The following is a 22,256-nucleotide window of genomic DNA, read 5'->3' as shown; positions in this document are numbered from 1 at the left end:
ATGCCGCGTCCGGGTGGGCCGCGCTCACCCGCGCGCGCCCGTTCTCCGACCGGCCGATCGGTGGCCGCCAATTGGCCACGTGCGTCAGAATGAAGGATAAGTTGTGGAATTCTTCGTCATTTCCCTATTGAACGGCGTCAGCTACGGGCTGTTGCTGTTCATGCTCTCTTCCGGGCTTACGCTGATCTTCAGCATGATGGGTGTGCTGAACTTCGCGCACGCCAGCTTCTACATGCTGGGCGCGTACTTTGCCTACACCATTGCCAGCAAGATCGGCTTCTGGCCCGCGCTGATCTTCGCGCCCCTGCTGGTGGCCGGCGCTGGCGCGCTGGTGGAGCGCTTCGGGCTGCGCACCGTGCACAAGTACGGGCACGTGGCAGAATTGCTGTTTACCTTCGGCCTGGCTTACCTGATCGAGGAAGGCGTGAAGCTGGTATGGGGCCTTGCCGCCGTACCCTACCGCATCCCTGCAGAGCTGGACGGGCCGTTGTTTACCGTATTCACGTCCTCGTTCCCCAAGTACCGCGCCTTCATGATGGTGGTGTCGCTGGCCATGCTGGTGGCGATCTACCTGGTGCTCACCCGCACCCGCATCGGGCTGGTGATCCAGGCCGCGCTGACGCATCCGGAAATGGTCGAGGCGCTTGGCCACAATGTGCCGCGCGTGTTCATGATGGTGTTCGGCGGTGGTGCCGCGCTGGCGGGGCTGGCCGGCGTGATCGGCGGCAATGCCTTTATCACCGAGCCGTCGATGGCGGCGGCGGTGGGATCGATCATCTTCGTGGTGGCGGTGGTGGGCGGCATGGGGTCTTTAGTGGGGGCGTTCATTGCCTCGCTGCTGATCGGCGTGCTGCAGACCTTTGCCGTCACGCTTGACGCCTCGCTGGCTGGCCTGCTGGGCTCGATCGGCCTGCAGGTTACCGACAGCACGCCGCTGTCTTCGCTATGGAAGCTCACGGTGGCGCAGGTTGCCCCGGTACTGCCGTATCTGTTGCTGGTGGTGATGCTGATCTTCCGCCCGCGTGGTTTGATGGGCACCAGGGAGGGTTGATAGCATGAGCATGGAGACGACAATGCAACAACGCCGCGAGACGGTTGTGACCGGCAGCACCATGCGCTACCGCCCGATGAACCTGGCGCGCTGGGCGATCTGGGGCCTGACCGCGGCCCTGATGCTGGTGATGCCGCTGTTCTTTACCGGCGGGTTCGCCATCACGCTGATGTCCCAGATGGGCATCATGATTATTTTCGCGCTGTCCTACAACATGCTGCTCGGGCAGACCGGCATGCTGTCGTTCGGCCATGCGGTGTACGCGGGTCTGGGCGCCTTCATCGCCATCCACGTGCTCAATATGGTGGGGGCGGGCAAGGTATGGCTGCCGGTCTCGCTGCTGCCGGTGGTTGGCGGCCTGGCCGGCGCCTTCTTCGGCGTGCTGTTCGGCTATGTCACCACCAAAAAGTCCGGCACCACCTTTGCGATGATCACCATGGGCATCGGGGAAATGGTATTTGCCAGCTCGCTGATGTTCCCGGATTTCTTTGGCGGCGAGGGCGGTATCTCCACCAACCGCATGGTGGGAGACCCCGTGTTCGGCATCACCTACGGACCCGGGCGCCAGGTGTATTACCTGATCGCCGTGTGGTGCCTGCTGTCGATGGTGGCCATGTACGCCTGGACCCAGACGCCGCTCGGCCGCATTGCCAACGCGGTGCGCGACAACCCGGAACGGGTGGAATTCATCGGCTACAACACGCAGCGCGTGCGTTACCTGGTGCTGATCCTGTCGGCGTTCTTCGCCGGCATCTCGGGGGCGCTGTCGGCCATCAACTTCGAGATCGTGTCGGCCGAGAACGTCAGTGCGGTGCGCTCCGGCGGGGTGCTGCTGGCAGCCTTCATCGGCGGTGCGGGCGTGTTCTTCGGGCCGGTGATCGGCGCGGTGGTGTTCATCCTGTTCGCGGTTGCGCTGTCGGACCTGACCAAGGCCTGGCTGCTGTACCTTGGCTTGTTCTTCGTGCTGATGGTCATGTTCGTGCCGGGCGGCATCGCCAGCTTGCTGATGATGCAGGTGCCGCTGCTCGCGCGCGGCAAGCTGCGCGCCATGTTGCCCGACTACGGCCGCGCCGCGGCAGCCGGACTGGTGCTGCTTGCCGCGGTGATCCTCACCGTGGAACTGGTCTACAAGGTGCAGGTGGATAGCGCCAACGGGACCGAGATGTCGCTGTTGCGCATCGGCTTTGACGCCGCGACGGTGAAGCCGTGGCTGGTGGCCGCGGTGTTATGGGTGGCCGGCCTGCTGGCTTGCCGCGCCGCGCGCGCGCGGGTGCGCGCCACGTGGGACAAGGTACAGGCCGAAATGGCGGGAGGCACGGCATGAGCGCCGCACTGGAACTGAAAGACGTACGCAAGAAATTCGGCCAGACCGAGATCATCCGGGGCGTCAACCTGAGCATTCCCAAGGGGGAGCGGCATGCGCTGATCGGCCCCAATGGCGCCGGTAAATCGACCACCTTCAACCTGATCTCGGGGCGCTTCGCGCCGAGCTCGGGCACGGTCAGGCTGAATGGCCAGGAGATCGGCGGGCTGCAGCCATTCGTGATCAACCGCATGGGGCTGTCGCGCAGCTTCCAGATCACCAATATCTTTCACCGCTTGTCGGTGTTCGAAAACCTGCGCTGCGCGGTGCTCTGGTCATTGGGCTACAAGTATTCGTTCTGGCATCGCCTGTCCGAGCTGCGCGACGCGCGCGAGCGGGCGGACGAAGTGCTGGAGCTGATCGGCCTGCAGCACCGCCATAGCACCCAGGCCAGCCTGCTGACCTATGCGGAACAGCGCGCGCTGGAGATCGGCATCACCATCGCCGGCGGCGCCGAGGTTATCCTGCTGGACGAGCCCACGGCCGGCATGAGCCGCTCGGAGTCCGACCATGCGGTGGAACTGATCCGCCGCGTCACCGTGGGCAAGACCCTGGTGATGGTGGAGCACGACATGAGCGTGGTGTTCGGGCTGGCCGACCGGATCTCGGTGCTGGTCTACGGCGAGGTCATCGCCACCGACACGCCCGAGGCCATCCGCGCCAACCGCAAGGTCAAGGAAGCTTACCTGGGCACGACCCTGGACGAACCTGCTATTGAGGGAGCGCACTGATGGGCAAGCGCATGCTGGACGTGCAGGGCCTGCACGCCTACTACGGCAAAAGCCATATCCTCCACGGCGTCGACGCGCATATCGACGAAGGCGAGATCGTCGCGCTGCTGGGCCGCAACGGGGTGGGGCGCTCGACCATGGCCAAGGCCATCCTCGGCATGGTCAAGGCGGAGGGATCGGTGCGCTTTCGCGACGAAGAGATCCTCGGGCGGCGCACCTTCGAGATCGCCCATCTGGGCGTGGGCTACGTGCCGGAGAACCGCGATATCTTTCCCACGCTCACGGTGCGCCAGAACCTGCAGCTCGGGGAGAAGCGCAATCCGCGCCAGTCAAAGCCCCGCTGGACGGTGCAGGACATGTACAACATGTTCCCGCGCCTGAAGGAGCGCGAGAATACGTCGGCCGGCGTGCTTTCCGGTGGCGAGCAGCAGATGCTCACGCTGTGCCGCACCCTGATGGGCGACCCCGACCTGGTCTTGATCGACGAACCTACCGAAGGGCTGGCCCCGATGATCGTCGCGCTGGTGGGCGATTACCTGAAGGTCCTGAAGGAGCGTGGCGTGTCGGTGCTGCTGATCGAGCAGAAGCTGGCTATCGCGCTGGATATTTCGCAGCGGGTCTATGTGATGGGGCACGGGCATATCGTGTTCGAGGGCACCCCGGGGGACCTGAAGGCCAATGCCGCTGTGCGCAAGGAATGGCTGGAGGTGTAGGCCGGATGGGTGTCCGCGTGAGCCCGGGACACGCATCCATGCCGGCTCGTGCGCCGGCACTGCCCTGAAGCCAGTTACTTCGCCCTCAGGAACTCACCAACCTCAAGCAGCACCAGTTCATTGTCGTCAGCCTTGTTAGGCTCGCGGCTGCTGGAGAAGGGCAGGTTGTTGTCGTTGCCGACCACGATATGGGTCGGGTCGACCACATCCACGTTCTCGATGGTGAAGAACGGGAACTTGAGCACGCCTTCGTTGAGCGGCTTGCGGGCCAGCTTGTCGGGGTCGGCGATATTGAGCAGGTCGATGTAGCCGATCTTGCGCACCGGGCCGCCCGCGTTGGCGTCGCTCAGCTCGATCTTGTAGATGCGCTTGAACTTGGCGATATCCGAGAAGCAGTCGTTGCGCTTCTGGCCTTCGGGGCAGGCTTTGTCGGCCGTGCCTTCGCCGTTGTCGCGCTCGATGATGAGGCCGGTGCTGGCGTCGATCATGTTGAAGTCGCCGATGGCGTTGCCATTGGCTTCCAGCGGGTACTTCCATGAGCGGCCCGTCCACTTGCCGGCCTGGGTGTCGAACTCCAGCACCCGCAGGGCTTCCTTGCCGCCGATGCGTTCAAAATCCTTGGCTTCGGCGTTCCACACGGGGCCTTCCAGCAGCGCGTAGAGCTTGCTGCCGTCCGGGGACGAGGCCATGCCTTCGAAGCCCTTGGAGCGCTTGACCTGGAAGTCCACCGCGCCGCCCGGCACGCCCGGCGTGGTCACGGCGGGATGGTCCGGCGAGCGGACGACCTTGCCGTCGACCAGCGTGTCGTACACGGCCAGCACCTTGCCTTGCAGGTCAGCCTTGATCAGGAAGGGCCCGAACTCGTCGCCGATCCACAGCGCGCCGCCGGCGAACTGGAAGCTTTCCGTGTCGAAGTCCGAACCGGTCAGGTAGCGTTGCCTGGTGCCTTCGTGGACGACGCGGAAGGGCACCTTCTTGTCCGGATCGTGCAGGAACACAGTGCCCAGGCGATGGAGCTTGCCGCTCTTGAAGTCCACCTTGTAGTGATTCAGGTAGAGCATGAAGTCCGGCGAGTTGGCCTTGCTGCCGGCGCCATTGTCGGTCAGCACCCAGAAGCTGCCGTCCGCCATGTGCTTGATGCCGGAATGGCCTTGCAGCGGCTGGCCCTTGAAGGGCAGTGACACGCCCGTCGGCCGGTTGTTCGACTGGCCTTCCACCGCACCGATCTTTTCCACGCGCGCGCCGGTGGTGAACTTGCCGCTTTCCTGCAGGTCCTGCGGCGCGTCCTTGGGCGCCGCGATATAGCTCTGCGCGGGCAGGATGGCGTGGCCGGCGAGGGTGGCGGGGTAAGCGGCGGGGGCTGTGGCCTGGGCCGCGGCGGGCAAAGCCCAGGCCGCAGCGGTGACGGCGATAACGGCAATGACGGTCGCGGACGGGATGATGCGCATGTAGAAGAAGAATGGTGTCGAAGGACCGCTACGATGCATGGTCTACGTGACGGTGGCGTGATGAAGGCGTGACGCGCGCGTGACAGATAAGTGTCTCGGTCTGACAACAGCCGCACGCGCGGATCTGATCGTCAACATTGCCAGATCACGCCATTGCGCATTACGATCGTTCCCCTTCATTCATCAACCGCACTGCAAAGGAGAGCACGCCATGAAAACGTCGACGCATCTTTGCAGGCCGCGCCAGGTTTAATCGTTCCGTCCCGCAAGCGCATTGCCAACTTGGCATCGCGTTGCGCGGTGAGTTGCATTGCCCGGCTCCGGCCTGCCACATCAGATTCTTTCTCTTATCTGGATGGTATATGGGCAATTTCAATTGCATCAAGCATCTGTCCGAGCGCGTATCGCTGATCGAGTCGGACCAGACCTGGATCGAAGGCAACGCGATCCAACAACTTCATCACACCGCTAGTCTCGCCGGCATGGAGCGCGTCGCCGGCATGCCGGACTTGCATCCTGGCCGGGGATATCCGGTGGGCGCGGCCTTTTTCTCCAGCGGCCGGCTTTATCCTGCGCTGGTCGGCAATGACATCGGCTGCGGCATGGCGCTGTGGCGCACGGAGCTGGACGCGACCAGGATCGGCGCGGACCAGCTGGAGAAGCGGCTCGGCAATATCGATGGGCCGCTCGACGCTTCCTGGGACGAGGCCGTGGCGCAGGTCATGGCCAGCCAGTCGCTCCAGGGCGTGGGCCACGAGCACGCGCTGGGCACGATCGGCGGGGGCAATCACTTTGCCGAAGTGCAGCAGATCGACGAGATTCTCGACCATGCCGCGGTGGCGGCGCTCGGGCTGGAACGCCGTCGACTGGTGCTGCTAGTGCACAGCGGCTCGCGCGGGCTCGGCCAGGCAATCCTGCAAGACCATATCGAGCGCTTCGGCCACAATGGCTTGATTGGCGCCAGCCAGGATGGCGCCGACTATCTGGCCCGGCACGCGCAGGCGCTGCGCTTCGCCCAGGGCAACCGCGAGCTGGTCGCACGCCGCATGCTGGACCGGCTGCACGGCGGCGGCGAGCGGGTGCTCGACGTTGACCACAATTTCCTGGCGGCGGCCACGATCGACGGCATTGCCGGCTGGCTGCACCGCAAGGGCGCCACGCCGGCCGATGCCGGCCCGGTGGTGATCCCGGGCTCGCGGGGAGATTACAGCTACCTGGTCGAGCCGGTCGCCGATGCGCGCAGCTTGTTGTCGCTGGCGCACGGCGCGGGCCGCAAGTGGATGCGCGGCGAGTGCAAGAGCCGCTTGTCGGGGCGCTTTACCGTCGAGCAACTAATCCGGACGCGCTTTGACAGCCGCGTGATTTGCCGTGACCGGCAGTTGATCTACGAGGAGGCGCCGCAAGCCTACAAGCCGATCGACAGCGTGGTGGCGGCGCTTTGCGACGCGGGCCTGGCAAGGCCGCTGGCGCGCCTGCGCCCCGTGCTCACGTACAAGACCAGCGGGGAGTGCTGCCGATGATCCTGCTACAACTTTCCGCGGCGCAAGGGCCATCCGAATGTTGCCTGGCGGTCAGCCGGGCGCTCCGGCGCCTGCTGCACGAGGCGGCGCTTTGCGGCGTGCAGATCGAGATCATCGGCGAGGAGGGCGGCGAGCGAGCCGGCACCCTGCGCTCGGTGCTGGTGAGCCTGGAAGGCGAGCCGGCGCCGAACCTGGCGCGCCAGTGGGAGGGCACGGTGCAATGGACTTGCCAGAGCCCTTACCGGCCCCGGCATGCGCGCAAGAACTGGTTTATCGGCGTGGCGCGTTGTGCTGCGCCGTCACCAGCCCTGGCGGGCGAGATCCGCTTTGAGACCTGCCGGGCCTCCGGGCCGGGCGGGCAGCATGTGAACCGAACCGAGTCGGCCGTGCGCGCCATCCACGTGGATACCGGCATCAGCGTCCGGGTGCAGTCCGAGCGTAGCCAGCATGCCAACAAGCGCATTGCCACGTTGCTGATCGCGCACAAGCTGGCGCAGCAAGCGGACCAGAGCATGCTCGCCCAACGCGCCCAGCGGCGCTTGCTGCACCATCAGGTGGAGCGCGGCGCACCCGTGCGGGTCTTCAAGGGGGAGCGCTTCGAGCCGGCCTGAGGCAAGCTCATGACGCAAGGCCATGATGCGGGCGCCTGCCCGCGAGGGGCGGGGGCGCCGCACGCCCCGCCCCATGCCGCAATATTGACAAAATATCTACATCTGGATAACCTGTCCATATGAAAAAACGCACACCAGAACGCACGCCCGAGCAGCAAGCGCTGCTAGAGCAACTCAAGCAGGTGGCCCAAGGTTTGAGCGAGACCTTCGCGCCCTTTTGCGAGGTGGTTGTTCACGATCTGCTGGACCCCAAGCACGCCATTCTCGCCATCCATAACAACCTGTCGGGCCGCCAGGTGGGAGAACCCGCAACCGAGCTGGGCCTTGCCCGGATCGCCGACCCCGAGTATCCGCAGGTGATCGCCAATTATGCGAATCAGTTCGCCGACGGGCGGCAGGCCAAGAGCACGTCGATCGGCATCAAGGATTCGGCAGGGGGCTATGTGGCAGCCCTGTGCATGAACGTCGACCTGACGCTGTTCCGCAGCTTGCAGAACGTGCTCGGCCAGTTTGGCAGCGTGGACGCCGGCGCGGCGATGAAGGAGTCGCTCGACCCGGCCGGCGCAGATGCCATCCGGGCCCGCATCGACCAGTTCGCCGCGCGGCTGGCCACCACGCCGCGATCCCTCAAGGCCGAAGACAGGCGCGCATTGCTGCGCGAGCTCAAGGAGGCGGGGTTCATGGAGGTGCGCCGGGCCATGGAAATCGTGGCGCTGCATCTCGGCGTGTCGCGGGCTACGGTGTATAGCTATGCCAAGTGAAGCGCGCTTGCTCCTGCTCGACAAGAACCAGGTCGAGTCACTGCTGCAGCCGGCAGATGCCATGGAGGCGGTGAGCGAAGCCTTTGCCCTGCATAGCCAGGCAGAGGGCCGTGTCTTTCCGCTGGTTCGGGAGCCGCTGGCGACCGGCGGCGTGTTCGGCATCAAGTCCGGCGATGTCCAGTCGCAAGGCCTGCTGGGTTTCAAGGCGGCCGGATTCTGGCCGGCCAACCGCGAGGTGGGCGGCGAGCCGCATCAGGCCACGATCATGCTGATCGATCCGGCAACCGGGCGGCCAGTATGCATGATCGATGGCAACGCCGTCACCACGATGCGCACCGGGGCTGCCGGCGGCCTTGGGCTTCAGTGGCTGGCGCGCCAGGACAGCGAGCGCCTGTGCCTGTTCGGCACCGGCGTGCAGGCGCGGATTCAGTTGACGTTTGCCCTTGCGCTGCTGCCCTCGCTCAAGCAGGTTCAATACGTTACGGTGACGGGCCAGCCCGACGCCGCGTTCGAGCGCGCCTTTGCCGAGCGCTGTGAGATCTCCCATGCCCCCGAGCGCAATGCGGCAGTGGCTGGCAGCGACGTAGTGATCACGGCTACGCCTGGCGGCGGTGCGCTGTTCGACCTGCAAGCCGTGCAGCCAGGCACGCACCTGAATTGCGTGGGCGCGGACACGCGCGGCAAGCGCGAGTTGCCCGACGGCCTGCTGGCGCGCGCGCGATTGTTCGTCGACGATCGGGCCCAGGCCCGCCAGATCGGCGAGACGCAGTGGGCGCCGGACACGCCTTGCACGGAAATCGGCGACGTGCTGAGCGGCAAGGTGCAAGTTGAGCGCCACGATAGCGACATCACCGTCTTTGATATGACGGGCCTGGCGTTGCAGGACCTGACCGTGGCTCGGCTGCTCCAGCGGCGAGCCGCCACCGCGCAAGCTGGCACCAGCATCCACTGGCCCTGGTAGCCTTTTTACTCAAACGAGAATGACGACCATGCTGAATCTACCGACCTTCGATGATGTGTCAGCCGCCGCTGCGCGGATTGAGGGCTACGCGCACCGCACCCCTGTCATGCGCTCTCGCACCGCGGACAAGGAAGTGGGCGCGGAGCTGTTCTTCAAGTGCGAGAACCTGCAGCGCATGGGCGCCTTCAAATTCCGCGGCGCCTTCAACGCGTTGTCGAAGTTCGACGAAGGCCAGAGGCGGGCGGGGGTGGTGGCCTTTTCCTCGGGTAACCACGCGCAGGCCATCGCGCTGTCGGCCTCCCTGCTCGGCATGCCGGCGACGATCATCATGCCGCATGACGCGCCGGCCGCGAAGGTTGCCGCGACCAAGGGCTACGGCGGCAAGGTGGTGATCTATGACCGCTACACCGAGGACCGCGAGGCCATCGGCCGCAAGCTGGCCGAGGAACAGGGCCTGACCCTGATCCCGCCGTATGACCACCCGGATGTCATCGCCGGCCAGGGCACCGCCGCCAAGGAATTGTTCGAGGAAACCGGGGAGCTGGATGCCCTGTTCGTCTGCCTTGGCGGCGGCGGGCTGCTTTCCGGGTCCGCGTTGTCCGCGCGCGCGCTGTCTCCCCAATGCAAGATCTACGGCGTGGAGCCTGCCGCTGGCAACGACGGCCAGCAGTCGTTCCGCACTGGCTCGATCGTGCATATCGAGACCCCCAAGACCATCGCCGACGGCGCGCAGACGCAGCACCTTGGCAACTACACGTTCGAGATCATTCGCCGCGATGTCGATGACATCTTTACCGCGACCGACGATGAGCTGGTGGACTGCATGCGCTTTTTCGCGTCGCGCATGAAGCTGGTGGTAGAACCTACCGGCTGCCTTGGCTTTGCCGCCGCGCGTGCCATGAAGGCCGAGCTGCAAGGCAAGCGCGTGGGTGTCCTCATCAGCGGCGGGAACATCGACATCGACCGGTTCGCGGCGTTGCTTGCTGGCTGATTGGCCATGCCGCGTGGCGCAGGTGAAGTTGGCGCCGGCGGCATCACAGCCAGGAACAGATTCGACCATTCCTACCGATCGTCATTCGCGTGAACCTGTTCATCAGGCCGCGCGCGATGGCCTTTGCCTTCACCGGGGATCCCCCCGGTATCGCTATTGCATGCCTGGCCTCGCTCTGGCCATCCCTTCCGTTGTTTCCGCTTTGCTGCCGTTGCCTGAAGGCGTGCGCTGGCGCGCCTTGCTTTGGCGCATGGTTGGCGAGCGCGCCTGCCACTGGCGTTGTGCGCTCAGCTTGCCGACATACTCCGGGTTTTCATCGTGTTGACGTTTTGTCTAGTGTTGGATAATCTGTCTTATCGACATCGGCAGGATGCACTGCGCGTCGATATTGGAAACCGGCCAGGAGGCGAAGCTTTGAAAACCACTAACAAACTTACCCGCTGGATCATGCTCAGCATGGTCCTGGGTGTCATCGTCGGGTATGCCTGTCACCACATGGCGGCCGACGCGGCAGCGACCAAGACGATTGCCGGAAACTTCTCGATCATCACCGAGATCTTCTTGCGCATGATCAAGATGATCATCGGCCCGCTCGTATTTGCGACCCTGGTCTCGGGCATCGCGAGCATGGACGACACCAAGGCGATTGGCCGCATCGGCGCCAAGGCCTTGACATGGTTCATCCTCGCATCACTCGTGTCGCTGAGCATCGGACTGCTGTTCGTGAACCTGACGCAACCCGGTGTCAGCCTGAACATGGTTCTGCCGGACGCCGGCGCAAGCACGAATCTCAAGACCAGCGCACTCAACTTGAGAGAGTTCGTCACGCATATTTTCCCGAAGAGCATCTTCGAGGCCATGGCGACCAACGAGATCATGCAGATCCTGATCTTTTCGCTTTTCTTCGGCATTGCGCTGGGCAAGACGACCGGTGGCTCGGGCCAATTCCTGAAGCGGTCCGTCGACGAACTGATGCACGTGATGCTGCGCATCACGAATACGGTGATGTTGTTCGCGCCGGTCGGCATCTTTGCGGCGCTTGCGGCGGCCATCACCGTGCAGGGCCTTGACGTACTGGTGACCTATGGCAAGCTCATTGCCGCGTTCTATCTTGCTTTGCTGGCCCTGTGGGCCGTGCTCTTCATCGCGGGATATGCGGTTCTCAAGGGGCGCATGTTCGATCTGGCAAAGGGTATCCGCGAACCCATGATGATTGCCTTTTCCACGGCCAGCAGCGAGGCGGCTTACCCGAAGATGATCGAGCGGCTGCAGCGCTTCGGGGTGAAGAAGCGCCTGGTCGGTTTTGTCCTGCCGCTGGGCTACTCCTTCAACCTCGACGGTTCCATGGTGTATCAGGCGTTTGCGGCGGTCTTTATCGCGCAGGCCTTCGATATCCATATGTCGCTTGGTCACCAGATCACCATGCTGCTGATCCTGATGGTCAGCAGCAAGGGCATAGCCGCGGTCCCGCGCGGCTCGCTGGTGGTGGTAGCCGCCATCTTGCCGATGTTCGGCTTGCCGGAGGCCGGGCTGTTGCTGGTGATGGGAATTGATCAGTTCCTGGATATGGGGCGCACGGCAACCAATGTCCTGGGTAATAGCATTGCCACTGCCGTCGTTGCCAAATGGGAGGGGGAGCTTGGGACCGAGGAAGAGTTCGACCCGCTCTGCGTCGATTTGGCCGCCGGTCAGGGCGAAGCGGTCGCACCAGCGATGCCTTCCCCGGCGCGCATGGCTTGATCGCACGGAAAAGCAATTTGCTTATGAGAATGCCGGGCATGCTCTTATAAGAAAGATATTGTTTCGCTCGGGCGGAGTGCGCAATACGCTACGCACTTTGCCCAAGTACCGGCCATGTCCTTTCCTGCCTCTTTCACAGCGCGCGCATTCGCCACGCTGACCGCCCTCGCTGCCTTGGCCAGCCTCCAGTCCGCGCGCGCCCAGAGCCCGATCCTGGAGCAGATCCGGGAATCCGGCACGATCACGATGGGCTATCGCGAGGGCGCGCTGCCGTTCTCTTTCTCCGACATCAAGGGCCAGCCTTCGGGCTACGCCGTGGACTTGTGCCTGCGCGTGGCCGAGGCCGCGCGCCAGAAACTCGGCCTGAAGGACCTGAAGGTGCGCTGGCTGCCGCTGACGGCGCAGAGCCGCGTGCCGGCGGTGATGAACGGCCTGGTGACTGTGGACTGCGCGCCCAACACCAATACGGTCGAGCGCCAGAAGCAGGTCGCATTCAGCGTATCGCACTATGTGTCGGTGGTCCGCATGCTGGTTCGCGAGGATTCCGGCATTCAATCCCTCAACGACCTGCGCGGCAAGGTCGTGGTCACCAGCGCGGGCTCCACCGGCGATCGCCACGTGCGCCGGCTCAAGACGCAGTACGCCTACAACGACGTTTACGCGAAGGACCACAACGAGTCCTTCCTGTTGCTGGAGACTGGCCGCGCCCAGGCCTTCGTGCTGGATGATGTGGTGCTGTATGGCCTGCGCGCCAATGCAAAGACCCCGTCGCAATACACGGTCGTGGGGCCGGCGCTTTCCACCGAACGCAATGCGCTGATGCTGCCGAAATCCGATCCGGAGTGGAAGCAGCTGGTCGACCAGACGTTGACCTCGGTCTTCGCCGGCCCGGAGGTGGTGGCATTGCAGAAGCGCTGGTTTCAGCAGCCGATTGGCGCGCGCGGCATCAACCTCGCGCTGACGCCTTCGCCTGAGGTGCTGGCCGCGTGGAAGCGTCCCACCGACGAGGCCGCGGAGTGAGCCGGTCGATGTGCGCGGTCCCGCCGACCTATGACGATGTGGTAGCCGCCGCCAGCCGCCTGGCCGGGCACGCGTGGCGCACACCGGTGCTGCGTTCGCCAGCGATGGACGCCTGGGTGGGCGCCGAGCTGTTCTTCAAGTGCGAGAACCTGCAGCGTACCGGCGCCTTCAAGTTTCGCGGCGCCTTCAATGCGCTGGCGCGCTTCGACGCGGGGCAGCGCAGCCGCGGCGCGGTTGCGTTCTCCGGCGGCAACCATGCGCAAGGCATTGCGCTAGCCGGGCAGGTGCTTGGCATTCCGGTTGTGGTGGTGATGCCTCGTGACGCGGCGCAGTCCAAGGTGGAGGCGACTCGTGCCTGCGGCGCGCAGGTGGTCTTGTACGACCGCCAGGTGGACGACCGCGAAGCGATCACGCGGCGCCTGGCGGAAGAACGCGGGATGACCCTGATCCCGCCCTACGACCATGCGGATGTCATTGCCGGGCAAGGCACGGTCACGCGCGAATTGCTGGAGGAAACCGGCCCGCTCGATGCCCTGTTCGTTTGCCAGGGGGGCGGGGGGCTGCTCGGGGGCGCCGTGCTGGTGAAACAACAGCTTTCGCCCGGCTGCCTGCTGTACGGCGTCGAGCCGCAGGCCGGCAATCATGGGCAGCAGTCGCTTCGCCGTGGCGCCATCGTGCATATCGAGCCACCCGACACGATCGCCGACGGCGCGCGCGCCCAGCATCTTGGGGCGCTGACGTTCGGGCTGATTCACCGCGGCGTGACCGACATTGTCGCCGTGCCGGACCACACGCTGCGCGAATGCATGCGCATGTTCGCGCAGGCCATGAAGCTGGTGGTCGAGCCGACCGGCTGCCTTGGCCTTGCGGGCGCGCGCTATGCGGGGCTACCGCTGCAGGGCAAGCGGGTTGGCATCATCATCAGCGGCGGCAATGTGGATCTGGCGCGTTATGCGGCATTGCTGTCGGTGGACGAGTGCCTTGGCAGTGAAGCGGCAGCCGGCCCCGCCTCGGCGGCCCGCTTGCAGTTGAACGGCATATCTTCGTAGTCGATCAGCCGCGTCTTCTTGACCAGCCGATAGCCAAGCCAGAGAACCAGGAACAGCGGCACGCCGATATAGGTGCCGACAATCTCCAGCCAGCGCCCGCGCACGTCGGAGAAGGCCTGGTAGTTCTGGCCGAGCACGATCACCACGCACAGCACGATGGCAAAGATGGGGCCAAACGGGTAGAGCGGCGAGCGGTAAGCCAGGTCGGACGGCTTGTAGCCCTGGTGCACCAGCCCGCGGCGAAAGCGGTAGTGGCTGATGGCGATACCAAGCCAGGCGATAAAGCCAGTCATGCCGGACGTGTTCAGCAGCCACAGGTAGACCGCCTTGTCGCCAAACAGCGAGCTGAGAAAGCACAGGGCGCCGACGGCGGTGGTGGCGAACAGCGCCACGTAGGGCACGCCGCTGGCGGAGAGCCGCGCCAGCGCGCGCGGCGCCCGCCCGCTGACCGCCAGCCCGTAAAGGATCCGGGTGGAGGCGTACATGCTGGAGGTGCCGGCGGAGAGCAGGGCGGTCAGCACCACGGCATTCATCAGGCCGGCGGCGAAGGCCAGGCCGGCGTGGCGGAACACCAGCGCGAAGGGGCTGACACCGATGTCGGTGACGTCGTTGCGCAGCAGGCTGGGGTCGGTGTAGGGGATCAGCACGCCGATGATCAGGATCGCCAGCACGTAGAACAGCAGGATGCGCCAGAAGGTCTGGCGGATGGCGCGCGGGATGGTTCGCGCCGGGTCGGCGGCTTCGCCGGCGGCCACACCGACCGTTTCCGTGCCCTGGAAGGAGAACCCGGCGATCATGGCCACCCCGAACATGGCGGGGATGCCGCCAACGAAGGGCGCATCGCCCAGCGTGAAGTTGTGCCAGCCGGACTGCGGGCCGCCCTGCATGATGCCGAAGATCATCATCAGGCCAGCCGCCAGGAAGATCAGGATCGTGGCCACCTTGATCAGCGCGAACCAGTACTCGGCCTCACCGAAGCCGCGTACCGAAAAGGCATTGAGGCCAAACATCAACAGCAGGAATCCTGCGCTCCACACCACGCCCGAGACGTGCGGAAACCAGTACTGCATCACCAGCTGCGCCGCCGCCAGCTCCACGGCAATCGTGACCGCTAGGCTGAACCAGTAACTCCAGCCTAGCGCGAAGCCAAAGCCTTCTTCTACGTACAGCGCGCTGTAGGTGACGAAAGAGCCGGCCACCGGCATATGCACGGCGAGCTCGCCCAGGCTGGTCATCAGGCAGTACACCATCAGGCCGATCAGGCAGTACATCAGCAGTGCGCCACCGGGCCCCGCCTGGGAGATCGACGCGCCGGAGGCAACGAACAGCCCGGTGCCGACCGCGCCACCGATGGCGATCATGGTCAGGTGGCGGGCTTTGAGTTTGCGCTGCAGGTCGTCGTGCTCGACGACGGGGTGCTGGTGAGGATGGGGGTGTGGATGTGGATGGGAAGACATCAGGGTCACTGGAACTTCGGCGGGCGGGGCCGCGGCTTCGGCACGGGCGACGCCTTGTGGGGCGCCCGTGCGGGCAAAGGGCGCGAGTTTACCGGGTTATCCGGGTAAATCCGAGGATTGCGGCGGTTTATGTCAGGAAAGTCGCCTACTGTGACTAGAGGTAATCCTCAGGACTGGGGAAATGTGCTGCATGGGCCATGAGACCCCGGACTTACCCTAGTCTTTTGGTGGCCTTTGGCAACCTTTTGGCAGCCTGAATGCACGCGGGCGAGATCCACCATGAACGAGGCGCATGGGCGTGCCAGCGAAGCCCCAAAATGAAATTGAACGACCGTGCTATTTTGTGTATGCTTGATCCGCTCGCGATAGGGCGAGCATCGGCCGAGGGGGGCAAACACAGTCCTTCCCGGTGGCCGGGCGGTGGTTTGCGGCCCCGCGGAAAAACATAATTCGAGAATTCGAATCCCGAGACAACTTCTAGTTCTAGTTACCAAAGGAACCAGCATGACAGCGCAGTATCAGGTTCAGGACGGCGTCGCCGTCATCACGCTCGACAATCCCCCCGTCAATGGCCTGGGTCTCAGCACCCGGCTTGGCATCGTCGAAGGCATGACCCGTGCGCTGGACGATGCGGCCGTCAAGGCCATCGTCATTACCGGCGCCGGCAAAGCCTTCTCGGGCGGCGCCGACATCCGTGAATTCAATACGCCCAAGGCCACCCAGGAGCCGACGCTGCACTCGGTGATCAAGGTCGTGGAAGGTTCGAGCAAGCCCGTCGTGGCGGCGATCCATTCCGTCGCCATGGGCGGTGGCCTGGAACTGGCGCTGGGTTGTAACTACCGTGTGGCTTCGAAGGGCGCGCAGATCGCCCTGCCGGAAGTGAAGCTGGGCCTGCTGCCCGGCGCCGGCGGCACGCAGCGCCTGCCGCGCGTGATCGGCCTGGAAGCCGCCCTGAACATGATCGTGTCGGGCAACGCCATCCCCAGCGAAAAATTCGCCGGCACCAAGCTGTTCGACGAGATCGTCGACGGTGACGTGCTGCCCGCAGCCGTGGCGTTTGCCAGGACGGCGGCGGCCAACCCCGGCCCGTATCCCAAGGTGCGCGACCTGAAGGTCAAGCACGAGAACGCGGAAGGCTTTATCGCTTTCTCGCGCAATACCGTGGCAGCCGTTGCCAAGAACTTCCCGGCGCCGCTGAAGTGCGTGGATGCCGTGGCCGCCTCGCTCAAGCCGTTCGAAGCTGGCCTGAAGGCCGAGCGCGAAGGCTTCATGTACCTGATCACCACGCCGGAATCGCGCGCGTTGCGCCACGCCTTCTTTGGCGAACGCGCCGCCAGCAAGATTCCTGACGTGCCGGAAGGTACCGCAACCCGCAAGATCGAGAAGGTCGCCGTGATCGGCGCCGGCACCATGGGCGGCGGCATCACCATGAACTTCCTGAACGCCGGCGTGCCGGTGATCATGCTGGAAACCAAGCAGGAAGCACTGGACCGCGGCGTGGCCACGATCCGCAAGAACTACGAAAACAGCGCCAAGAAGGGCAAGCTCACGCAAGAGAAGGTCGAGCAGCGCATGGGCCTGCTGACCACCACGCTGTCCTATGACGAGATCAAGGACGCGGACATGGTCATCGAGGCTGTGTTCGAGGAAATGGGCGTCAAGGAAATCGTCTTCAAGAAGCTGGATGAAGTGATGAAGCAGGGCGCGATCCTGGCTTCGAACACCTCCACGCTGGACGTCAACAAGATCGCCTCCTTCACCAAGCGTCCGCAAGACGTGGTCGGCATGCACTTCTTCAGCCCGGCCAACGTGATGAAGCTGCTGGAAGTGGTGCGCGGCGAAAAGACCGGCAAGGATGTGCTGGCAACCGTCATGCAGGTCGCCAAGAAGATCAAGAAGACCGCCGTGGTATCGGGCGTGTGCGACGGCTTTATCGGCAACCGCATGATCGAGCAGTACAGCCGCCAGGCTGGCTACCTGCTGGACGAAGGCGCGCTGCCGGAGCAGGTGGACAAGGCCATCGAGAAGTTCGGCTTTGCCATGGGCCCGTTCCGCATGGGCGACCTGGCCGGCAACGACATCGGCTGGGCGATCCGCAAGCGCCGCGCGATCGACAAGCCGGAAATCCAGTACTCGAAGACCGCCGACCTGCTGTGCGAACTGGGCCGCTATGGCCAGAAGACCGGCGCGGGCTGGTACGACTACAAGGCGGGCGACCGCAAGCCGTACCCGAACCAGCAGGTCAACGACATGATCGTGCAGCATTCCAAGGACCTGGGCATCACCCGCCGCAAGATCTCCGATGAGGAAATCGTCGAGCGCCTGGTGTTCGCGCTGGTCAACGAAGGCGCCAAGATCCTGGAAGAAGGCATTGCCTCCAAGGCCTCGGATATCGACATGGTCTACCTGACCGGCTACGGTTTCCCGCTGTTCCGCGGTGGCCCGATGCTGTACGCGGACCAGGTTGGCCTGTTCAATGTGGCGCAGTCGATGGCGCGTTATGCCAAGGGCTACCACGGCGAAGCCTGGCAGGCGGCCCCGCTGCTGCTCAAGCTGGCTGGTGAAGGCAAGGGCTTCAACGGCTAAGCACAGCCAAGGCGATTTCGCGCGGCGCAGTCAGGCCGCGCGGGGTTCTCATCACTGATCGCAAACCGGTCACCAAGCGAGGAGTAGCGGCATGGCCAAGCAATACGGCCCCGAAGATTGCCTGCTGGTCATCGACGTGCAGAACGACTTCATGCCGGGCGGCGCGCTTGCCGTGGCGCATGGCGATGAAGTCGTCCCCGTGATCAACCGCCTCGCGCAGGCGTTTGCGCGAGTGGTGCTGACCCAGGACTGGCATCCCGCCGATCACGTTTCGTTTGCCGCCAACCATGCCGGCACGCAGCCGTTCCAGACCGTGGCGTTGCCCTATGGCCAGCAAGTCCTGTGGCCCACGCATTGCGTGCAGGGCACCCACGGCGCGGCGTTGCATGCCGGGCTGGAAGTGCAGCATGCGCAGATGGTGATCCGCAAGGGCCATCACCGCGAGGTGGATAGCTACTCGGCCTTCATGGAGGCCGACCGCGCCACCCCGACGGGGCTCGCGGGCTATCTGCGCGAGCGTGGCGTGCGCCGGGTGTTTTGCGTGGGACTGGCAACGGATTACTGCGTTGCCTGGAGCGCGCTGGATGCCCGCGCGGCGGGGTTCGAGGCCGTCGTGGTAGAGGATGCCTGCCGTGCCATCGACCTCGACGGGTCGCTGGCGCGTGCGTGGCAAGACCTGGAAGCCGCGGGCGTGCGACGCGTGCAATCGGCCGCGCTGCTGTCCTGAAACCGAAGAATCGCCAAGCCAACCCGAGCTGACACGGCTGAACCCAGCCAACGACATATTGCATGACACTGCCGGACGTGAACGCACGCCGCAGGTCACCAGATACCAGAGATACCGAGGAGCAAGACATGAAAGAGGCAGTCATCGTTTCCACCGCACGTACCGGCCTGGCCAAAAGCTGGAAGGGTGCTTTCAACATGACCCACGGCGCGACCCTGGGCGGCCATGCGGTCCAGCACGCCATTGCGCGCGCCAAGATCGACGCCGGCGAAGTGGAAGACGTGCTCATGGGCTGTGCCAACCCGGAAGGCGCCACCGGCGCCAATATCGCGCGCCAGATCGCGCTGCGCGCGGGCTGCCCGGTTACCGTGCCCGGCGCCACCGTGAACCGTTTCTGCTCGTCCGGCCTGCAGACCATCGCCATGGCCGCGCAACGCGTGATCGCCGATGAAGGTGACATCTTCGTGGCCGGTGGCGTGGAGAGCATCTCCTGCGTGCAGCAGGAAATGAACCGCCACATGATCCAGGAAAACTGGCTGACCAAGAACAAGCCGGAAATCTACTGGAACATGCTGCAAACCGCCGAGAACGTGGCCAAGCGCTACAACATCTCGCGCGAGCGCCAGGACGAATACGGCGTGCGCAGCCAGCAGCGCGCCTTCGCCGCCCTGGAAGCCGGCAAGTTCAACGATGAAATCGTGCCGATCACGGTGCTCGCCGGCGTGGCCGACAAGGCAACCGGCCAGCTGATGACCAAGGAAGTCACGGTCTCGGCCGACGAAGGCATCCGCGGCGATACCACGCTGGAAGCCGTGTCGAAGATCCGCACCGCCATGCCCGGCGGCGTGGTCTCGGCAGGCAATGCATCGCAGTTCTCCGATGGTGCCTCGGCGGTCGTGGTCATGGATTCGAAGGTGGCCGAGGCCCGCGGCCTGCAGCCGCTGGGCGCGTTCCGCGGCTTTGCCGTGGCCGGCTGCGAGCCTGACGAAATGGGCATCGGCCCGGTGTTCGCGGTGCCCAAGCTGCTGAAGAAGGCCGGCCTGACGGTTGCCGACATCGGCCTGTGGGAGCTGAACGAAGCCTTCGCCGTGCAGGTGCTGTACTGCGCCGACACCCTGGGCATCCCCATGGACCGCCTGAACGTCAATGGCGGCGCCATCGCGGTGGGCCATCCCTATGGCGTGTCGGGCGCTCGCCTGGTCGGCCACGCGCTGATCGAAGGCAAGCGCCGTGGCGCGAAGTACGTGGTGGTGACCATGTGCATCGGCGGCGGCCAGGGTGCTGCCGGCCTGTTCGAAGTCTTCTGAGGCAGCACGGTACCGTGCGCGATCCGGCCGACCCGATGCTGGCCCGTGGCCGGAAGGTGCTGGCCGGCGCCGCGCTGGCGGCGCCGGTGGCGACCTCCGAGTGCATGATCAACTGCCTGCGTCCAGCGATCGGCGACACGCTGATCGCCCGCCTGGGCGAAGGCAGTCAGGTACGGCAGGCAAGAGACGGGCGCGAGAGCGCCTTTTTCTTTCCCCGCGCCATTTAGAGATACAGAATTCGCGGTGCGCCATGAGAGCGCGCCGTCGTGGAGACAGCGACGATCCCCGCCGCGAGGCTTGCAGTTGATGCAGCCGACGGGTCGCGCATCTTTGATTTTCCCTTTCAGTCTGGGAGCCGTTTCCTGCCATGTCGCTGATCCTTTCCCGCCGTGACCTGAACTTCGTGCTGTACGAATGGCTCAAGGTCGAGGGGCTGACCCGCATTCCGCGCTACGCCGACCATTCCCGCGAGACCTTCGACGCCGCGCTCGATACCTGCGAGAAGATCGCTGCCGACCTGTTCGCGCCGCATAACAAGAAGAACGACCAGCAAGAGCCGCATTTCGACGGTGAGACCGTCAGCATCATCCCCGAGGTCAAGACCGCGCTGAAGGCCTTCTGCGAGGCCGGGCTGATGGCCGCCGGGCAGGACTACGACATCGGCGGCATGCAGCTGCCCGTGGTGGTGGAGAAGGCCGGCTTTGCCTACTTCAAGGGCGCCAACGTCGGCACCAGTTCCTATCCCTTCCTGACCATCGGCAACGCCAACCTGCTGCTCACGCATGGCACGCCGGCGCAGGTGGAGACCTTCGTCAAGCCGGAGATGGAAGGCCGCTTTTTCGGCACCATGTGCCTGTCCGAGCCGCAGGCCGGCTCGTCGCTGTCCGACATCACCACGCGCGCCGACTACGAGGGCGAATCGCCGCTCGGCCAGCAATACCGCCTGCGCGGCAACAAGATGTGGATTTCGGCCGGCGAGCATGAGCTCTCCGACAATATCGTCCACCTCGTGCTGGCCAAGATCCCCGGCCCGGACGGCAAGCTGATCCCGGGCGTGAAGGGCATCTCGCTGTTTATCGTGCCGAAATACCTGGTCAACGCCGACGGCAGCCTGGGCGAGCACAACGACGTGGTGCTGGCCGGCCTGAACCACAAGATGGGCTATCGCGGCACCACCAACTGCCTGCTGAACTTCGGCGAAGGCATGAAGTACAAGCCGGGCGGCAAGGCGGGGGCCATTGGTTACCTGGTGGGCGAGGCCCACAAGGGCCTGGCCTGCATGTTCCATATGATGAACGAGGCCCGCATCGGCGTGGGCCTGGGCGCGGTCATGCTGGGCTATACCGGCTACCTGCATTCGGTCGATTACGCGCGCAACCGCCCGCAAGGCCGCCCGATCGGCCCCGGCGGCAAGGATCCGGCCAGCCCGCAGGTGCGGCTGGTGGAGCATGCGGATATCCGGCGCATGCTGCTGGCGCAGAAGAGCTATGTGGAAGGCGGGCTGGCGCTCAACCTGTATTGCGCGCAGCTGGTGGACCAGGAGCGTGCGGCGCAGGGGGCCGAGCATGAACGCCTGGCACTGCTGCTCGATATCCTCACGCCGATCGCCAAGAGCTGGCCGTCGCAGTGGTGCCTGGAAGCCAACAACCTGGCCATCCAGGTGCATGGCGGCTACGGCTACACCCGCGAGTACAACGTCGAGCAGTTCTACCGCGACAACCGCCTCAACCCGATCCATGAAGGCACGCACGGCATCCAGGGCCTGGACTTGCTGGGCCGCAAGGTGGTGATGAAGGACGGCGCGGCCTTCAAGGTGCTGGGCGAAGAGATCCAGGCCACCATCGGCCGCGCCCTGGCCAGCGGCGATGCCGCGCTGGGCAGCCACGCCAAGGCGCTGGGCGCCGCCGTCACGCGCGTGGCGCAAGTCACGCAGTCGCTGTGGGCGGCGGGCGACGCCACGGTGACGCTGGCCAACGCCTCGGTCTACCTGGAAGCCTTCGGCCATGTCGTGCTGTCGTGGACGTGGCTGGAGCAGGAACTGGTGGCGCAGGCCGCACTGGCGGGAGCCAAGAGCCAGGAAGACCAGGACTTCTATCGCGGCAAGCTGGCTGCGGCGGCGTACTTCTTCCGCTGGGAGTTGCCCAAGGTGGGCCCGCAGCTCGACCTGCTGGCCTCGCTCGACCGCACCACGCTGGACATGCAGGACGCCTGGTTCTGAGC

20 protein-coding genes are annotated in these 22,256 nt (G+C 64.8%); 17 read left to right on the top strand and 3 right to left on the bottom strand.

The window, feature by feature from the left end:
* Positions 1-103: 103 nt before the first annotated feature.
* The 4 genes from F7R26_RS09470 to F7R26_RS09455 are packed head-to-tail and all read left to right on the top strand — an operon-like array spanning position 104 to position 3,858.
* The gene (locus F7R26_RS09470) at positions 104-1,051 is read left to right on the top strand and encodes a branched-chain amino acid ABC transporter permease (protein WP_150990296.1); all 948 of its coding nucleotides are present in this window, start codon (positions 104-106) and stop codon (positions 1,049-1,051) included.
* Positions 1,052-1,061: 10 nt separating this feature from the next.
* On the top strand, positions 1,062-2,375 hold the full coding sequence (locus tag F7R26_RS09465; RefSeq protein ID WP_150990298.1) for a branched-chain amino acid ABC transporter permease: 1,314 nt from the start codon (positions 1,062-1,064) through the stop codon (positions 2,373-2,375).
* Positions 2,372-3,145 carry an ABC transporter ATP-binding protein gene (locus F7R26_RS09460; protein ID WP_150990300.1) on the top strand — a complete coding sequence of 258 codons (774 nt, stop codon included), beginning with the start codon at positions 2,372-2,374 and terminating at the stop codon, positions 3,143-3,145. The genes F7R26_RS09465 and F7R26_RS09460 overlap by 4 nt, the downstream gene beginning before the upstream one ends.
* Positions 3,145-3,858 (top strand): ABC transporter ATP-binding protein, encoded by a 714-nt coding sequence (locus F7R26_RS09455; RefSeq protein ID WP_150990302.1) that lies wholly within the window; start codon positions 3,145-3,147, stop codon positions 3,856-3,858. Before F7R26_RS09460 ends, F7R26_RS09455 begins: the two co-directional genes overlap by 1 nt.
* 74 nt (positions 3,859-3,932) lie before the next feature.
* Here F7R26_RS09455 and F7R26_RS09450 read toward each other — a convergent pair whose 3' ends face one another.
* The gene (locus F7R26_RS09450) at positions 3,933-5,306 is read right to left on the bottom strand and encodes an esterase-like activity of phytase family protein (protein WP_150990394.1); all 1,374 of its coding nucleotides are present in this window, start codon (positions 5,304-5,306) and stop codon (positions 3,933-3,935) included.
* 176 nt (positions 5,307-5,482) lie between these two features.
* A complete protein-coding gene (locus tag F7R26_RS41430) occupies positions 5,483-5,617 on the bottom strand; it encodes a hypothetical protein (protein ID WP_277820357.1) in 135 nt (44 codons plus the stop codon).
* A gap of 51 nt (positions 5,618-5,668) precedes the next feature.
* On the opposite strand from F7R26_RS41430, the gene F7R26_RS09445 reads away from it, so the two are divergent.
* The 8 genes from F7R26_RS09445 (at position 5,669) to F7R26_RS09410 (ending at position 13,959) form a co-directional block, all read left to right on the top strand.
* Positions 5,669-6,826 (top strand): RNA ligase RtcB family protein, encoded by a 1,158-nt coding sequence (locus F7R26_RS09445; RefSeq protein ID WP_150990304.1) that lies wholly within the window; start codon positions 5,669-5,671, stop codon positions 6,824-6,826.
* Positions 6,823-7,437, top strand: a complete 615-nt coding sequence (prfH, locus tag F7R26_RS09440; RefSeq protein WP_150990306.1) for a peptide chain release factor H — start codon at positions 6,823-6,825, stop codon at positions 7,435-7,437. The genes F7R26_RS09445 and prfH overlap by 4 nt, the downstream gene beginning before the upstream one ends.
* A gap of 119 nt (positions 7,438-7,556) precedes the next feature.
* Positions 7,557-8,198 (top strand): helix-turn-helix transcriptional regulator, encoded by a 642-nt coding sequence (locus F7R26_RS09435; RefSeq protein ID WP_150990308.1) that lies wholly within the window; start codon positions 7,557-7,559, stop codon positions 8,196-8,198.
* Positions 8,188-9,159, top strand: a complete 972-nt coding sequence (locus F7R26_RS09430; RefSeq protein WP_150990311.1) for an ornithine cyclodeaminase family protein — start codon at positions 8,188-8,190, stop codon at positions 9,157-9,159. The genes F7R26_RS09435 and F7R26_RS09430 overlap by 11 nt, the downstream gene beginning before the upstream one ends.
* A 19-nt stretch (positions 9,160-9,178) precedes the next feature.
* Positions 9,179-10,150: a threo-3-hydroxy-L-aspartate ammonia-lyase gene (locus F7R26_RS09425; protein WP_150990313.1), complete on the top strand. Its 972-nt coding sequence runs from the start codon at positions 9,179-9,181 to the stop codon at positions 10,148-10,150.
* Positions 10,151-10,564: 414 nt separating this feature from the next.
* A complete protein-coding gene (locus F7R26_RS09420) occupies positions 10,565-11,890 on the top strand; it encodes a dicarboxylate/amino acid:cation symporter (RefSeq protein WP_150990315.1) in 1,326 nt (441 codons plus the stop codon).
* A 114-nt stretch (positions 11,891-12,004) separates the two neighbouring features.
* The gene (locus F7R26_RS09415) at positions 12,005-12,910 is read left to right on the top strand and encodes an amino acid ABC transporter substrate-binding protein (protein ID WP_150990317.1); all 906 of its coding nucleotides are present in this window, start codon (positions 12,005-12,007) and stop codon (positions 12,908-12,910) included.
* Between the two features lie 8 nt (positions 12,911-12,918).
* The gene (locus tag F7R26_RS09410) at positions 12,919-13,959 is read left to right on the top strand and encodes a threo-3-hydroxy-L-aspartate ammonia-lyase (RefSeq protein WP_150990319.1); all 1,041 of its coding nucleotides are present in this window, start codon (positions 12,919-12,921) and stop codon (positions 13,957-13,959) included.
* Here the strand turns inward: F7R26_RS09410 and F7R26_RS09405 are convergent.
* On the bottom strand, positions 13,860-15,320 hold the full coding sequence (locus F7R26_RS09405; protein ID WP_241754520.1) for an amino acid permease: 1,461 nt from the start codon (positions 15,318-15,320) through the stop codon (positions 13,860-13,862). The genes F7R26_RS09410 and F7R26_RS09405 overlap by 100 nt on opposite strands.
* A 600-nt stretch (positions 15,321-15,920) precedes the next feature.
* On the opposite strand from F7R26_RS09405, the gene F7R26_RS09400 reads away from it, so the two are divergent.
* The 5 genes from F7R26_RS09400 to F7R26_RS09380 all read left to right on the top strand — a co-directional run bounded on the left by F7R26_RS09400 (position 15,921) and on the right by F7R26_RS09380 (position 22,254).
* Complete coding sequence (locus F7R26_RS09400) at positions 15,921-18,002, top strand: 3-hydroxyacyl-CoA dehydrogenase NAD-binding domain-containing protein (protein ID WP_150990323.1); 2,082 nt, start codon at positions 15,921-15,923, stop codon at positions 18,000-18,002.
* A 91-nt stretch (positions 18,003-18,093) separates the two neighbouring features.
* Entirely contained in the window at positions 18,094-18,729 is a 636-nt protein-coding gene (gene pncA / locus F7R26_RS09395) for a bifunctional nicotinamidase/pyrazinamidase (RefSeq protein WP_150990325.1), read from the top strand.
* Positions 18,730-18,857: 128 nt separating this feature from the next.
* Positions 18,858-20,036, top strand: coding sequence for an acetyl-CoA C-acyltransferase (locus F7R26_RS09390; protein WP_043346629.1), 1,179 nt, complete (start codon positions 18,858-18,860; stop codon positions 20,034-20,036).
* A 14-nt stretch (positions 20,037-20,050) separates the two neighbouring features.
* Positions 20,051-20,263: a hypothetical protein gene (locus F7R26_RS41595; protein ID WP_193692147.1), complete on the top strand. Its 213-nt coding sequence runs from the start codon at positions 20,051-20,053 to the stop codon at positions 20,261-20,263.
* A gap of 140 nt (positions 20,264-20,403) precedes the next feature.
* Positions 20,404-22,254 (top strand): acyl-CoA dehydrogenase, encoded by a 1,851-nt coding sequence (locus F7R26_RS09380; RefSeq protein WP_150990327.1) that lies wholly within the window; start codon positions 20,404-20,406, stop codon positions 22,252-22,254.
* The last annotated feature ends 2 nt before the right edge of the window (positions 22,255-22,256 follow it).

It is taken from the genome of Cupriavidus basilensis (genome assembly GCF_008801925.2).
Classification (GTDB): Bacteria; Pseudomonadota; Gammaproteobacteria; order Burkholderiales; family Burkholderiaceae; genus Cupriavidus; species Cupriavidus basilensis.
Note: the sequence above shows the minus strand (reverse complement) of the source record. Positions and strands in the feature narration are given on the sequence as shown.